Origin of the sequence: Actinomyces naeslundii, from assembly GCF_001956585.1 — a bacterium.
Taxonomy (GTDB): domain Bacteria; phylum Actinomycetota; class Actinomycetes; order Actinomycetales; family Actinomycetaceae; genus Actinomyces; species Actinomyces naeslundii.
On sequence record NZ_MSRR01000028.1, the window covers coordinates 1 to 14,234 of the forward strand.

Sequence of the window (14,234 nt, forward strand, 5' to 3'; positions counted from 1 at the left end):
ACGGAAAAAGGGGAGGGCGCCTCCCCGGTGGGAGGCGCCCTTCAGATGCTCACTGCTGCGGTGGCCTCAGATCGAGGCGACGCGCTTGGCGAGCTTGGACTTGCGGTTGGCGGCCTGGTTCTTGTGGATGACACCCTTGGAGACGGCCTTGTCCAGCTTGCGGGAGGCGGCCTTGAGGTGCTCGAGCGCGGCGTCCTTGTCACCGGCCTCGACGGCCTCGCGCACGCGGCGCACGTAGGTCTTGAGCTCGGACTTGACGGACTTGTTGCGCAGGCGGGCCTTCTCATTGGTCTTAATGCGCTTGATCTGGGACTTGATGTTCGCCACGGTGAAACTTTCTCGCGTCTGATTGGTCGATGGCCGGAGAGAGGGTTCGCGCCACGGGCTGACATGAGGTGGTGGGGCACCTGGCTGACCCGGTCGCCGGACCCCGCAGCCGGCCAGGCCAGAGGTCCAGTAGGCGACTGTATCATTCAGGATCCCCGTGTCCCCAGGCGTGAAACGGGGTGCAGGCGTGAGGTGTATCGCCCCATGACCCGCTGCGCTCGGGCTGCGCTGTGCAGGCGCTCAGGAGTGGTGGTGGCGCAGGGCGGCCACGACGCCGTCGAAGACCTCCCGGTTCATCGTGGCCCCCTCGCGTCGCACCGAGGCCGGCTCCACCAGGAGCAGGCGGTCCAGGCGCACCTCGCTGGGGCGGCCCTGGCGGTCCCAGTCGCCAGTGCCGACGTCGTGCCAGAAACGGCCCCAGCGCGCCTCCTGGGCGGCATCGCGGTCGTGGTCCTTGCTCGTCATCTGGGCCACGACCAGGCGAGTCTCATGACGTGCCAGGACCAGGACCGGCCGGTCCTTGCCCTGAGCGGGATCCTCCTCGAAGGGAACCCAGGCCCACACCACCTCACCGGGGTCGGCGTCGCCGTCGGGGTCGGGGGAGTAGCCGAAGGCGGGCAGCCCCAAGGTGGAGACGTCGTAGACGCTGACGCCTCGCGACGAGGGGGCCGCCGCTCTCGTCGAGGAGCCGTTGTCGTGGGAGCGGGGATGAGGCGGGGTCGGCTTCGTCGTCGATGACGGCTTGGGATCGCGAGCCCGCGCGGGCGCGGCGGAACCGGAAGCCGTGCTGCCGGAGGTGCCTGACGGCGCGGAAGGCTTCTGAGTGAGGGCGTCGGAGGCGGCACGCCCGAGCAGGGTGAGGATCCGGTTGAGAAGGCTGGCCATGGGCGTCACCCTACCGTCGGACGTGATGGCGGTTCATAGACGACTCGGCGGTCCTCTCCCAGGTGTGGTGAGAGGACCGCCGGTGATGGCGCCAGTGACCGCGACCGTGCGGCGCGCCCGGAGGCTCGCCTTGGTGAGGTGCTAGTTCCCTGTGCGTGTCACGGGGGTACAGATCGTGTGGGTCCCGGCCTCGGTACCGCCCTCACTGCCGGCGAGGTCGATTCGGGTGGTCAGTCCCTTGGAGGGGTCTTTGGGATCGCAGGTGCCCAGGGACTTCCAGGTCTCCGCGGTGACCGCCTCGGCGTTGACCTGGTAGGTGCTGGTGAAGGTCATCGTGGTTGACGAGTGGGCGTTCAGGGAGTCACCGGTGCGCAATGACAAGGAGCCGTCATCCTGGATGGCGTAGCTGTCCGGGCCGACCCACCACGGGGTACCGGTACCTGTCACGCTCTTGAGGGAGAAGCCGGCCGGAACCCCGGGCCGCAGGACGATATCGGAGCTGGATCCGTTGGCGTCGGTGGTGTTGGTGAAGGTGACGGTGTAGCCGACCTCGACCTCGTAGGTGCCGGTGGGGGCGGCCTCGACCAGGAGATCCGTGGGATGAGTCTCCACCTCAATCACCGGCCGGTGGTTGACGTAGTCGCTGGAGAAGGTCTGGTTGCCGGTGGTGAGTGCGGCCTTGACCCGGTTGCGTCCCACGACGCCGGTCAGGTCCACCTGGCAGGTGATGTCCTTGCCCTGGGGGACCTTCGCTGTACCGCTGGAGACGGTGAGGTTCTCGGCCGGTCCCGTGGCGGAGACGACCTTGCCTCCGAAGGCGGTCAGGTCGCAGGTCAGGGTGCCCACCTGGGCCTGTCCCTTGGTCCGGCCGGCGGAGATGGTGAAGTCGGACAGGGGCGTGGTGGAGTCGTTCCTCGCCGTCATGGTGAAACGGGAAGTGTCCTTGGCGGCGCCGTCGACCCTGACGTCCTCGACGGACACGGTGGCGTGAGCCTCGCTGGCAGCGGGCTTGTGCGCGCTGACAGTGGGCCGAAGAATCGCGTTGCGTGTGGAGACCTCGATGGTGGGGGTGAAACGGTAGCTGCGCGCGTCCGCGCCGGGAGCCGCCACCGTGGTCCCCAGATCCAGGTCGAGGTAGCTGCTCTTGTCCCATTGGGTGTAGAAGTTGATCTCATAGGTCAGCTTCAGGTGCTCAGGAGTGCAGGAAACGGCTTTGACCGAGCCGATGGGCTCACCCAGCAGTGGGTTGTACAGCTCAGAGATGGAACTCAGCTCGGAGTCCACGATCAAGGCCGGGGGCTCACCCTCGCCCTTGTCGATGTAGAAGGAGCTCGTCCCGGCCACCTCGTCACCGTTCTGGGAGGGGCAGGTCCAGGTCCACTGGCCCGGCACGGAGTCGGCCTCAATGGTGACGTCCGTGGCGCTCTTCGGGGCAATAGCTGATGGGATGCGGACCTTCCAGCTCAGGCAGCCCTCGGCATTGCCGGAGCCATGGCAGCCGGCACCGGCCGTGTGGTAGAGCCCCTCCACGGTGATGTCGGTATCAGCGGAGGCCGGGGCTGCGACGGCTGCGGCGGCAAGCAGGGGAAGAGCCAGGGCAATGCGCAGGAGGCGCCGCCAGGGAAGAGCGGGTGGGGAGGATGGGAAGTGCATGAGCACGCCTTTCGGTGAGGTGAATGGAGTAAGGAACGAATTGCGTCTTCAACGGACTGCTTCTTACTGAATGGGATTCCCGTTGTGGGAGACAGCCATATGAAGGTCGGATAGGTGAAATACTCACCTATCCGACCTTCAACCAGCCAGGTTGACCGGCCTGAGCTCGTGCTCAGTTCTTCGTGCGCGTCACGGTGGTGCAGGTCGAGTAGGTGCCGGGCTCAACCCCATCGCTGCCGACGACGTCGATCTGGGTGGTCAGTCCCTTGGAGGGGTCTTTGGGATCGCAGGTACCCAGGGCCTTCCAGGTGTCCTCGGTGACCGCCTCGGCGTTGACCTCGTAGAAGGTGGTGAAGGTCATCGTGGTTGATGAGTTGGCGTGCAGGGTGTCTTCCGTGGACAGCGGCACGGAGCCATCCGGTTGGATCGCGTAGTCGTCCATGCTGATCCACCACGGGACACCGCTGCCCCACACGTACTTGAGGGTGAAGCCGGCGGGGACCCGGGGGTGCAAAACGATATTGGAGGTCTGTCCGTCGGCGTCGGTGTTATTGGTGAAGGTGACGCTGTAGCCGACCTCGACCTCATAGGTGCCGGTGGGGTCGGCCTCAACGCCGCGATCAGTGGGCTGGACCTTCACCTCGCTGATGGGGTGGTCCTTGGTGTAGTCGCTGGAGAAGGTCTGTCCGTCGGTGGTGAGTGCGGCCTTGAAAGTGTTACGTCCCACGACGCCGCTGAGGTCCACCTGGCAGGTGATGTCCTTGCCCTGGGGGACCTTCGCTGTACCGCTGGAGACGGTGAGGTTCTCGGCCGGTCCCGTGGCGGAGACGACCTTGCCTCCGAAGGCGGTCAGGTCGCAGGTCAGGGCGGTCACCTGGGCCTGTCCCCTGGACCGGCTGGCGGAGATGGTGAAGTCGGACAGGGGTGTGGCCGAGTCGTTCCTCGCTGTCATGGTGAAGCGGGAGGCGTCCTTGGCGGCGCCGTCGACCCTGACGTCCTCGACCGACACGGTGGCGTGAGCCGCGCTGGCAGCCGGCTTCTGAGCCGTAGCGGTGGGCGTGAGAACCAGGCTGGCCGCGGAGGTCGTGATCTTCGGGCTGAAGGTATAGCTGCGTGCGTCTGCGCCGGGAGCCACCACCGTGGTCCCCAGGTCCAGGTCGAGATAGGAGCTCTGGTCCCAGGCGGCGTCGAAGTTGACCTCATAGGTCAGGCTCAGGTGCTCAGGGGTGCAGGAAACCGCTGTGACCGAGCCGGCGCTGTCCCCCTTCTGGTTGTAGTACAGGTGGTCGAAGAAGCCCAGGCCGGAATCGGCCAGCTTCGATGCGGGCTCGTCCTTGCCCTTGTCGATGTAGAAGGCGCTGGTCCCGGCTACCCTGTCGCCGTCCGGGGAGGGGCAGGACCAGGTCCACTGACCCGGCACGGAGTCGGCCTCAATGGTGACGGTGGTGGATGAGTTCGGGGCGACGGTCGAGGGGACGCGCACACCCCAGCTCAGGCAGCCGTCGGCACTGTCGGAGCCGTGGCATCCGGCGCCGGCCGGGTGGTAGCGCCCCTCCACGGTGATACCGGTGTCCGGGGTGGCGGTCGGGACGGCTGCGCTCACCGGAGCGGCAACGGCGCCGACGGTGAGCAGGGGAAGAGCGATGGCGACGCCCAGGAGGCGTTGCCGCAGCCCAGCGGGAAGAGAAGGTGGGGTGTGCACGAGCACGCCTTTCTCCGAGGGGATCGGGATGGGAACCAATTGCCTCATTAATATATCGTCAAGAAGGACATTATCAAAAGGTTGGAATACTCCCTACATGCGACCTTTTCCCCGTTAGGAATGGCGAAGACGAAGGTCGGGTAGGCGACGACTTTCGCCTACCCGACCTTCGTCCAGTCGGATCGACCGACCGATATTCCTGGTCAGCTCTTCGTGCGCGTCACGGTGGTGCAGGTCGAGTGGGTCCCGGCCTCGATGCCGGCGTAGCTGCCGGCGATGTCGATCCGGGTGGTCAGTCCCTGGGAGGAGTCCTGGGGGTTGCAGGTGCCCAGGGCCTTCCAGCCCTCCTCGGTGATGGCGTCGGCGTTGACCGTATAGGTGTTCGTGAAGGTCATCGTGGTGGAAGAGTTGGCGTACAGGGCATCGCCCGTGGACAGCGGCACGGAGCCATCCGGTCGGATCGCATAGTCGTCCTCGTGGATCCACCAGGGGGTACCAGTACCTGTCACGTTCTTGAGTGTGAAGCCGGCGGGGACCTGTGGTCGCAGGACGATATCGGAGCCGGATCCGTCGGCGTCGGTGGTGTTGGTGAAGGTGACGGTGTAGTCGATCTTGACGTCGTAGGTGCCGGTGGGGGCTGCCTCGACGTTGCTCTGCGCACCCTTGACCGAGACCTCTCCCACTGGGCGGTCGTTGATGTAGTCGCTGGAGAAGCTCTGGTCGCCGGTGGTGAGGGCGGCCTTGAAGGTATTGCGTCCGACGACGCCGGTCAGGTCCACCTGGCAGGTGATCTCCTTGCCCTCGGGCACCTTCGCTTTGCCACTGGAGACCTTAAGGCTCTCGGCCGGGCCCTTGGCGGAGACGACCTCGCCGCCGAAGGCGGTCAGGTCGCAGGTCAGGGCGGTCGCCGAGGCCTGCCCCCTGCTGCGCGAGACGTCGATGGTGAAGTCGGACAGAGGAGTGGTCGAGTCGTTCTTCGCCTTCATGGTGAAGCGCCCGGCGTCCTTGGCGGCGCCATCGATCGTGACCTTCTCGGTGGTGACGGTGGCGTGAGGGGTACTGGCGGCAGGCTTCTGCGCCGTGGCGGTGGGGGTCTGCGGCGTGCCATCAACCGAGGTCGTGATCTTCGGGCTGAAGGTGTAGGAACGCGCGTCCACACCGGGGGCTGCGACTGTCGTCCCAATGCTCAGGTCCAGGTAGGAGCCCTCTTCCCGGACCAGTGAATCGATCTTGTAGGTCAGGCTGAGGTGCTCGGGTGTGCAGTCCACGTTGGTGGGAAATCCAGCGCTCAAGCCGTGCTTGTCGTAAACGAGCTGGTCGGCTACTCCAAGGTCGGAGGAGGCCAGCTGTTTGAGCTCTCCGTTGGCGGAGTGGTTGAAGAACGCCGCCGTGCCGGCGACACGGCTCGTCGAGGGGCAGGTCCAGGTCCACTGGCCCGGCACGGAATCAGCCTCGACAGTGACGGTGAGCTCCTGTTTGGGCGCGATGGTGGACGGGACTCGCAGGCCCCAGCTGAGGCACTCGGCGGAATTCTCCTTGCCGTGGCAGCCCGAACCGCCGGGGTTATAGCTTCCGGACACGGTGATTCCGCTGTCCGTCGGAGCCTGAGGCGCCGGCTCCGCCTGAGCCGGGGAGGTGATGAGGCCGGCGACCAGGAGTGGAAGGGCCATGGCGACGCCGAGCAGGCGCCGCCATGGCCGTGAGGGATGGGAACGTAAAATACTCATGAGCATGCCTTTCTCCGAGGTTATCGGCTGAGGTGGGTTGTCTCATCAACATATAGATGAGTTGGTCGATATTGGATGTGTATTATTCCCCTCCAATCGGGTCGTCTGGAGTTGGATGAGAGTGGGGCGCCCATAACGACAGAGGTCGGGCGCGCGAAGGTTTTGAAGCGCCCGACCTCTGTCATTCCGTTTTCCGTGGCTCTAACGGGGCACTGCGTTCTCAGCAGGCTTCTTCACAGTTGCTGTGATCTTCTGAGGTGTGTTGTCTGCGGAGGTCGTGACAGTCGGCGAGAAGGAGTAGGTGTACTCGCCGGACCCTGGGGTCGTCGTAGTCGTTCCAAAGCTCAGGTCGAGGTATGAGCCTCCGGAGCGCACCAGGTGATCGATCTTGTAGGTGATGCTCAGATGCTCCGGGGTGCACGTGACGGCCTCGACCTGTCCGGCGCTGTCTCCGTATACGCCGTAATGAAGCTTTGCGGAGGACTTGAGGCTGGACTCGCTCAGCTTGTTGCTCGGGGAGTCGTAGAACGCTGCCGTGCCGGCGATCCGGTCGCTCGCGAGGCAGTTCCACGCCCACCGGCCGGGGGTGGAGTCGGCCTCGATGGTCACGGTGAGGTCCTTCTTCGGTGTGATGGTGGACGGGACTCGCAGGCCCCAGCTGAGGCAGTCGGCGCTGGTGCCCGAGCCCTGGCATCCGGCGCCGCTCGAGTTGTAGATCCCGGAGGCGATGATGCTCTCGGGGGCGGGGGCGGCCTGCGCTGGTGAGGCGAGCAGGCCGGCGACGAGTAGGGGCAGGGCTGCGGTGACGCCGGCAAGGCGTTGCCATGAGCGCGTGGAATGGGTGCGTAGTAAGCGCATCGGTCTGCCTTTCTCTGGGGTGGCCGGGTGGGTGCCGGGTGGATATGGACTGTCCGACCAACATATAGTCCGAACAGTCAATATCGAAGGGGGATTGTTCCCCGTGGAGTTCTATCCCCGGCGAGCAGGACACCGACGACGAGGGTCGGTGACACAGGTGCTTCCGTGTCACCGACCCTCTGCTGTCCCGGACGGCCTGCTGATGTCGGCCGTCAGTGCTGACGCGTGGCCTCCTTCATGGTGGCGGTGAAGGCGACGAGATCGCTGCGCAGCGCCCCGAGCGCGTAGTGGCGCCGCTCCTCATTGCCGCTCCCGTCGCTGCTGGCGGAGGCGGTGGCCACGATCTCGGGGGCGTAGCGCTCAACGATCTTGACCGTGGCCGAGCCGCTGATCGCGCCGTCGGCGCCCGCGGCGATGGCCTCGGAGACCTGCTCAGGCGTGGAGATGCCGAAGCCCAGCATGACGGGAGCGGCGGCGTCGGCTCGCAGGCGCTCCACCGACTCGGCGAGCCCCACCGTGGACGAGGCTCTCTCGGTGCCGGTCACGCCCACCCGGGAGACGGCGTAGACGTAGCCGCGTGAGGCGGCCGCGACCGCGTCCAGGGTCTCGGTGGCGGCCGACGGCGGGGCGATGTAGACGGCGTCGATGCCGGCCTCCTCGGCGGCGCGGCTGAAGAGCGCCGACTCGCGGATCGGTACGTCGGGCAGCAGCACTGAGTCGATGCCGGCCTGAGCGCATTCGGTGTAGAAGCGCTCCAGGCCCATCGCGAAGGGGACGTTGCCGTAGATGAGCATGCCGATGGGCGTCTGCGGATGGCGCCGGCGCACCCGCGTGACCACCTCCAGGCAGTCGCGGAAGCCGGCCCCGGCGGCCAGGGCCCTCACGTGCGCCTTCTGGATCGTGGGCCCGTCAGCGACCGGGTCGGTGAAGGGCACGCCCAATTCCAGGGCGTCGGCCCCGCCGGCGATGAGGGCCTCAATGACGGCCTCGCTGGTGGCCGGGTCGGGGTCGCCGACCATGACGAAGGGGACGAAGGCGCCCTCACCGCGCTCCTTGAGAGCGGCGAACATCGCGGGGTAGCGGCTCATGTCAGAACTCCTCGTCCGGGCCGGTGCTCGTGCCTGCGTTCAGGCCGGCGTACTCAGTGCGCTTGCCCATCTGCTCCACCATGCGTGCGGCCCGGGCGACGGCACCGTCGGTGGAGAACGAGCCTCCCAGTCGCGCCCGCACCTGATCAAGGTCCTTGTCCCCGCGACCCGACAGGCACACCAGCAGGATCGGGGACTCCTCGCCATCGGGCACCTCCCGGGCCATGGCCAGGGCCTGGGCCAGGGCGTGGGCCGACTCCACGGCCGGGATGATCCCCTCGTGGCGCGAGAGCAGCCGGAAGGCCTCGATCGCGTCGTCATCGCCGATGCCGACGTAGCGGGCCCTGCCGGTGTCCGACAGCCAGGCGTGCTCGGGTCCCACACCCGGGTAGTCCAGACCCGCCGAGACGGAGAAGGACTCCTCGACCTGTCCCTCGGAGGTGCGCATGAGGTAGCTGCGGGCCCCGTGAAGGATGCCCACCAGCCCCTTGTTGATGGGGGCGCCGTGGCGGGGCGTGTCCAGCCCCTCACCGGCGGGCTCGACGCCGATCAGCTCGACGCCGGGGTCATCGATGAAGTCCGCGAACATGCCGATGGCGTTGGAGCCCCCACCCACGCAGGCGATGACCGAGTTCGGCAGACGCCCTGTCAGCCCCAGGACCTGGGCGCGGGCCTCACGGGAGATGACCCGGTGGTACTCGCGCACGATCGTGGGGAAGGGGTGGGGGCCGGCGGCCGTGCCCAGAAGGTAGTGGGTGTCGGCGAAGGAGGCGGTCCAGTCGCGCAGCGCCTCGTTGACGGCGTCCTTGAGCGTGCCGGCGCCGCTGTCCACCGGCACCACCGTGGCGCCCATGAGCTCCATGCGCTCCACGTTGGAGGCCTGGCGCACGACGTCGGTGGCCCCCATGTAGATGGTGCAGTCCAGTCCCAGCAGGGCGCAGACCATGGCGGTGGCCGTCCCGTGCTGGCCGGCACCGGTCTCGGCGATGATGCGCTGCTTGCCCATCCGCTTGGCCAGCAGGGCCTGGCCCAGGACCTGGTTGCCCTTGTGAGCGCCGCCGTGGACCAGGTCCTCGCGCTTGAGCAGGATGCGGGCGTTGCCCTCCAGCGGCAGGTTGCGCAGCTCGGTGACGGTTGTGGGGCGGCCCAGGTAACGGGTCATGAGCGTGTCCAGCTCGGCGGCGAAGGCGGGGTCCGCCTGGGCGTCGATGAAGGCGTCCTCGAGCTGGTCCAGGGCCGGGATGAGCAGCTCGGGCACGAACTGTCCACCGTAGGGTCCGAAGAAGGCGGGCAGGCGCGGGTGGTGTCCCTCCCTGCCGCCCTCGTCCGGCTCCCGGCCCGACGACGATGCTCCCTCCCCGTCCGGCTGAGGCAGTGGCACCGCGGTGGCCAGGTCCCTGGCGGACTCGCCCGGGTCCGGGGCACCGGACAGGGACGAGCCCACCAGGAGGGCGTCCACCAGTCCGGACAGGCGCCGTACGTCGTCGGACGTGCTGACCCCCGACTCGCCGATGAGGACCACCCCGGCCGGGGCCAGCGGGGCCAGCTCCTCAGTGCGAGCCAGATCCGTGGCCAGCGTGCGCAGGTCGCGGTTGTTGATGCCGATGACCTCGGCGCCCAGCGCCGCTGCCCGGTGCATCTCCTCAGGGGTCGAGACCTCCGTGAGCACCTCCATTCCCAGGCTGTGGGCCAGCTCGGCCAGCTCGCGGTAGACGTCGTCGGGCACCACCGAGAGCATGAGCAGAACCGCGTCCGCTCCCAGGCTACGGGCCGCCAGCACCTGGACCTCATCGACGATGAAGTCCTTGCACAGGACGGGGACGTCCACGACCTCGCGCACGGCCGCCAGGTCGTCGAAGGAGCCATTGAAGCGGTCGGGCTCGGTGAGCACCGAGACCGCGGCGGCATAGGGCGCGTACTGCGCGGCCAGCGTGGCCGGGTCGTAGTCGGAGCGGATGGTCCCGCGAGAGGGCGAGGCCGCCTTGCACTCCATGATGAGGGCCGGCTGCGGGCTGCGGCTCCGGCCGCTGCGGGTGCGCAGGGCTGCGGCGAAGGAGCGCTGCGAGCGCGGCAGCTCCTCGGTGCGCAGGTGCCCGAAGCGGGTGCGCAGCTCCTCAATGCGCTCACGGCGCGCCTGGACGATCGAGTCCAGGACGGTGCCCGTGGCGATGAGCCGGGCCTCCACCGGCTCGCGGTGCGCGCGCTCGCCGGGGCCCTCGGCCGGGGAACCGGGATCCACGGAGTCAGTGGGGGCGGTATTGGGGGTCGTCACAGTCTCTCCTCAGGCCCGCTCGGCGGCTGAATCACTGGCCGGGTCACTGGCCAGATCGTCGGCTTTGGTCATGGACTCCAGGTGACGGGCCACGCCACCGGAGCGAATCTGCTCCAGCGCCATGGCGGTCCCGTCGGCCAGGTTGTCGGCCGGACCGGCCAGATACAGCAGGGCCCCGGCGTTGACGGCGATGGCGTCGCGGTGCGCCGGCTTGCCCTCACCCGAGATGGCCTCGCGCAGCAGGCGGGCGTTGTCGGCCGGCTCCCCGCCCAGCAGGTCGGCCAGCTCGTAGGTGGGCACTCCCAGATCCTCGGGCGTGACCTCATAGGCCTTGACTCCGCGGGGAGTCGCCTCGCGCACAAGGGTCGGCCCGTGGACGGCGATCTCGTCCAGACCCGAGCCGTGCACGACCAGTGCCCGCTTGCGCCCCAGCTGCACCATCGCCTCGGCGATCATGTCCAGCATGTTCGGGTCCCACACGCCCATGAGCTGGAAGGTCAGGTGGGCCGGGTTCACCAGCGGCCCCAGGACGTTGAAGATCGTGGGGGTCGCCAGCGCCCGGCGCACCGGAGCCACGTACCGCATGGCCGGGTGGTAGGCCTGGGCGAACAGGAAGGTGAAGTGGTCGCGCGCCAGCAGCTCGACCGCCGTGGCCGGGTCCACGTCCAGGGGCAGTCCCAGCTCGGCGATGACGTCGGCCGCCCCCGTCTTGGAGGAGACGGCCCGGTTGCCGTGCTTGGCCACCGCGATCCCCATCGAGGCGGCCACCAGACCCGCCCCCGTGGAGATGTTGATCGTGCCCACGCCGTCGCCCCCGGTACCGACGACGTCCACCAGCGGGAAGGTCACCGATGGGAAGGCCCTGGCGACCTGGCGGAAGGCGCTCGCGGCTCCGGCGACCTCCTGGGGCTCCTCGCCGCGGGCGTGCAGCGCCGCCAGCAGTGCCGCCGTCTCCGCCTCGGACAGGTCCCCGGCGCCCAGGGCGGCGAAGACCGTGGAGGCCTGCTCACGGGTGAGCCGCCGGCCCTGAACGACTTCGCGCAGCAGCTCGTGGGCCTCCTGCGCCGTGGCAACATGCGTGCCGTCCGTGGCGGCGGGGGCCGCGCTGTTGGTCTCACTCATCGGTCTGTGGCTCCTTCGCGGGTGGTTGAGGCTTGGGGTGCCCGGGGACGATTCTGCCCGAGCGGTGGCGCAGACGCCGGGATCTGCGGAATGACGGGGCGGTGGCGTGGCTCAGGGAGTCCGGGCCAGGCCCGCGGTGATGGCCCTGAGCAGGGCCGGTCCCTGCGGGGTGAGGATCGACTCGGGGTGGAACTGCAGCCCGATCGCCGGCAGCGACCGGTGCCGGGCCGCCATCACGATGCCGCCGCTTCCGCCGTCGTCCACCTGTGCGGTACGGGCCAGGCTGACAAGCGCCTCGGGCAGCGTGCGTGTGCCCAGGGAGTGATAGCGGGCCACGTCCAGCGGTCCGCCGTCGAGAACCTCGAAGGCCTCATCCGCGCGGCCCGCCTCAGTAACCTCGACGCGGTCGGAGCGGCCGTGGACCGGGCCGACCGGGGTGACCCGTCCGCCGCAGGCCTCGACGAGGGCCTGGAACCCCAGGCAGATACCCAGCGTGGGAACGGCCTGCTCCAGGGCGGTGGTGGTGAGCTCCATGAGGCAGCCCGACGTCGCCGGGTAGCCCGGGCCGGGGGACAGGCACAGGACCGGGCGCCTCCCGGCCTCCCTCTCGGCCGCAGTGGGCTCGAGGGCGGTGAGCACTCGAGAGGCTGGCACGTTGTTGCGGTAGACCTGGATCTGGGAGCCCAGCGTGGCGAACTGGTCCACGAGGTTGTAGACGAAGGAGTCGCGGTTATCGAGCAGAACCACCCGAGCCGGGGCCTGGGCGGCTGCGGTGGCGTCCTCGGGATGCTTGCCCACGTTCGGTCCGTGGTGCTGAGGGTTGCTGATGGTCATGGCTCAGGCCTCCTTGCCGGTCGTGTCGATGACGAGCGCGGCACCCTGTGCGGCGGCGACCGCCTCCAGGACTGCCCGGGCCTTGTGGACGGTCTCAGCGGCCTCGGCGGCCGGGGAGGAGGCCGCCACGACGCCGGCCCCGGCCTGGACCAGGGCGGTGCCGTCGACCACGAAGCCGGAGCGGATGACGATGCAGGTGTCCAGCTCGCCGTCGCCGCGGATGTATCCCACCGAGCCGCCGTAGGAGCCGCGGCGCACGCCCTCGGCCTGGCGAATGAGTTCGGCGGCCCGCAGCTTGGGGGCACCGGTGAGGGTGCCCATCGTCATGGAGGCGCGGAAGGCGTCCAAGGCGTCCAGGTCCTCGGCCAGCTCACCGGAGACCTCCGAGACCAGGTGCATCACCCGGCTGTAGCGGTCCACGCGCAGGAGGTCCTGGACACTGCGGGTGCCCGGGCGGCTGACCCGGGCGACGTCGTTGCGGGCCAGGTCCACGAGCATGACGTGCTCGGCGACCTCCTTGGCGTCGGTGCGCAGCTCCAGCTCCAGACGGGTGTCGCGCTCGTGGTCCACCGAGCCGTCGGGGTGCAGGCCGCGCGGCCGGGTCCCGGCGATCGGGCGGATGGCGACCCGGCCGCTGCGCACCGAGTACAGCAGCGCCGACTCCGGGGAGGCTCCGAAGAGCTCGAAGTCCGGGGCGGCCAGGTAGAACATGTAGGGACTGGGGTTGGCGTGACGCAGCACGTGGTAGGCGGCCAGAGCGTCGGGGCAGTCAATGGTGAAGCCCCGCGAGGGCACCACCTGGTAGACGTCGCCGTCGGCGATGTAGCCGCGCATCGTCTCCACAACCGCCTCGAAGTCGGCATCCGAGGTGGTGGGCACGGCGTGCAGGACCGCGGAGTCGGCGGCCACCTCGGGCGGAGCCGGAGAGTGCTCGGCCGCGTCGGCTGCAGTGTTGATGGCGGCGGCCAGCGCGTCCAGGCGCCGCTCCAGCTCCGCGGCGTCGACCGAGGCCCCCACCAGGGTCGCCTCCTGCGTGGGGTGGTCGACGACGAGGATGATGCGCGCGTCGTAGAAGAGGTAGTCCGGGCAGGTGTTGGCGCCCTGAGCCACCTCGGGCAGGGACTCGAAGGTGGACAGGTAGTCGAAGGCGAAGGCCCCCGCCTCCAGCGGCAGGTGGGGGTGGTCGACCTCTGCCTGGGCCAGTACCCGCAGCGGCTCGATCGTGGACAGGGCCGTCAGGCGCTCGCGCTCCTCGATAGTGGCGTCGTCGTCGGCGCTGGTGGGCAGGGCGAGAGTCAACCGGCCGGGGGAGCGGTCGGCGAGATGCTCGCTCAGGCGCTCCTCCAGGCGGGCCAGGGCCGCGAGGCCGTCAGCTCCGGGACCCTCGCCGTCGACGGTGGACAGTGCCTCAGCGGTGACGGTTCCGCCCCAGCAGGTCAGCCTGGCCGACGCCTCCAGGACGGCGACCGTGGTGCGCGAGGCCTTGGTCGTGATGTCGGCGCTCTCCAGCAGCACGCAGTCCACAGGGCGTACGCCGGCGGCCTCGCCATCGTCGACAGAACGTCCGGCGGAGCGCAGCAGACCGGCACGGGTCAGGTGCTCCAGCAGCGCACCGCCGTCGGCGTGGTAGCGCACCGGGCGCGTGAGAACGGTAGGTGAGGTCGCGGACGGTGCGGCGGGAGGTGCAGTGTCAGACACGGTGGGCGGCATGGGGCCCCTTTCCTGAGATCGTGGGTCAGGCGGGCCTCTCACTCATGCGTCGGGCG

General features: G+C 68.7%; 11 protein-coding genes. All 11 read right to left on the bottom strand.

All coding sequences use genetic code 11. The annotated features are described in order from the left end of the window. Positions 1-66 precede the first annotated feature (66 nt). The 11 genes from rpsT to BKH33_RS11505 all read right to left on the bottom strand — a co-directional run bounded on the left by rpsT (position 67) and on the right by BKH33_RS11505 (position 14,178). A complete protein-coding gene (gene rpsT / locus BKH33_RS11455; RefSeq protein WP_003780210.1) occupies positions 67-327 on the bottom strand; it encodes a 30S ribosomal protein S20 in 261 nt (86 codons plus the stop codon). Positions 328-567: 240 nt separating this feature from the next. Then, positions 568-1,212 (bottom strand): type II toxin-antitoxin system PemK/MazF family toxin, encoded by a 645-nt coding sequence (locus BKH33_RS11460; protein WP_003780188.1) that lies wholly within the window; start codon positions 1,210-1,212, stop codon positions 568-570. A gap of 141 nt (positions 1,213-1,353) precedes the next feature. Next, entirely contained in the window at positions 1,354-2,865 is a 1,512-nt protein-coding gene (locus tag BKH33_RS11465) for a hypothetical protein (RefSeq protein ID WP_003780186.1), read from the bottom strand. A gap of 172 nt (positions 2,866-3,037) precedes the next feature. Beyond that, on the bottom strand, positions 3,038-4,615 hold the full coding sequence (locus tag BKH33_RS11470; RefSeq protein WP_050998456.1) for a hypothetical protein: 1,578 nt from the start codon (positions 4,613-4,615) through the stop codon (positions 3,038-3,040). 155 nt (positions 4,616-4,770) lie between these two features. Further along, entirely contained in the window at positions 4,771-6,300 is a 1,530-nt protein-coding gene (locus BKH33_RS11475; RefSeq protein WP_003780190.1) for an immunoglobulin domain-containing protein, read from the bottom strand. A gap of 195 nt (positions 6,301-6,495) precedes the next feature. Beyond that, a complete protein-coding gene (locus BKH33_RS11480) occupies positions 6,496-7,152 on the bottom strand; it encodes a hypothetical protein (protein ID WP_003780201.1) in 657 nt (218 codons plus the stop codon). A gap of 212 nt (positions 7,153-7,364) precedes the next feature. Next, complete coding sequence (trpA, locus tag BKH33_RS11485) at positions 7,365-8,240, bottom strand: tryptophan synthase subunit alpha (RefSeq protein WP_076071297.1); 876 nt, start codon at positions 8,238-8,240, stop codon at positions 7,365-7,367. Between the two features lies 1 nt (position 8,241). Next, entirely contained in the window at positions 8,242-10,512 is a 2,271-nt protein-coding gene (gene trpB, locus BKH33_RS11490; protein ID WP_003783032.1) for a tryptophan synthase subunit beta, read from the bottom strand. A 9-nt stretch (positions 10,513-10,521) separates the two neighbouring features. Next, on the bottom strand, positions 10,522-11,634 hold the full coding sequence (gene trpD / locus BKH33_RS11495; RefSeq protein WP_003783010.1) for an anthranilate phosphoribosyltransferase: 1,113 nt from the start codon (positions 11,632-11,634) through the stop codon (positions 10,522-10,524). Positions 11,635-11,745: 111 nt separating this feature from the next. Then, positions 11,746-12,468, bottom strand: a complete 723-nt coding sequence (locus BKH33_RS11500) for an anthranilate synthase component II (RefSeq protein WP_003783012.1) — start codon at positions 12,466-12,468, stop codon at positions 11,746-11,748. Positions 12,469-12,471: 3 nt separating this feature from the next. Then, positions 12,472-14,178: an anthranilate synthase component 1 gene (locus BKH33_RS11505; RefSeq protein WP_003783022.1), complete on the bottom strand. Its 1,707-nt coding sequence runs from the start codon at positions 14,176-14,178 to the stop codon at positions 12,472-12,474. Positions 14,179-14,234: the final 56 nt, after the last annotated feature.

Bases quoted from the DNA above. Each gene is read 5' to 3' on its own strand.
- BKH33_RS11465 (WP_003780186.1), bottom strand. From the start codon at position 2,865: ATGCACTTCCCATCCTCCCCACCCGCTCTTCCCTGGCGGCGCCTCCTG.
- BKH33_RS11505 (WP_003783022.1), bottom strand. From the start codon at position 14,178: ATGCCGCCCACCGTGTCTGACACTGCACCTCCCGCCGCACCGTCCGCG.
- BKH33_RS11480 (WP_003780201.1), bottom strand. From the start codon at position 7,152: ATGCGCTTACTACGCACCCATTCCACGCGCTCATGGCAACGCCTTGCC.
- BKH33_RS11500 (WP_003783012.1), bottom strand. From the start codon at position 12,468: ATGACCATCAGCAACCCTCAGCACCACGGACCGAACGTGGGCAAGCAT.
- trpD (WP_003783010.1), bottom strand. From the start codon at position 11,634: ATGAGTGAGACCAACAGCGCGGCCCCCGCCGCCACGGACGGCACGCAT.
- BKH33_RS11460 (WP_003780188.1), bottom strand. From the start codon at position 1,212: ATGGCCAGCCTTCTCAACCGGATCCTCACCCTGCTCGGGCGTGCCGCC.
- trpA (WP_076071297.1), bottom strand. From the start codon at position 8,240: ATGAGCCGCTACCCCGCGATGTTCGCCGCTCTCAAGGAGCGCGGTGAG.
- BKH33_RS11470 (WP_050998456.1), bottom strand. From the start codon at position 4,615: ATGAGGCAATTGGTTCCCATCCCGATCCCCTCGGAGAAAGGCGTGCTC.
- BKH33_RS11475 (WP_003780190.1), bottom strand. From the start codon at position 6,300: ATGCTCATGAGTATTTTACGTTCCCATCCCTCACGGCCATGGCGGCGC.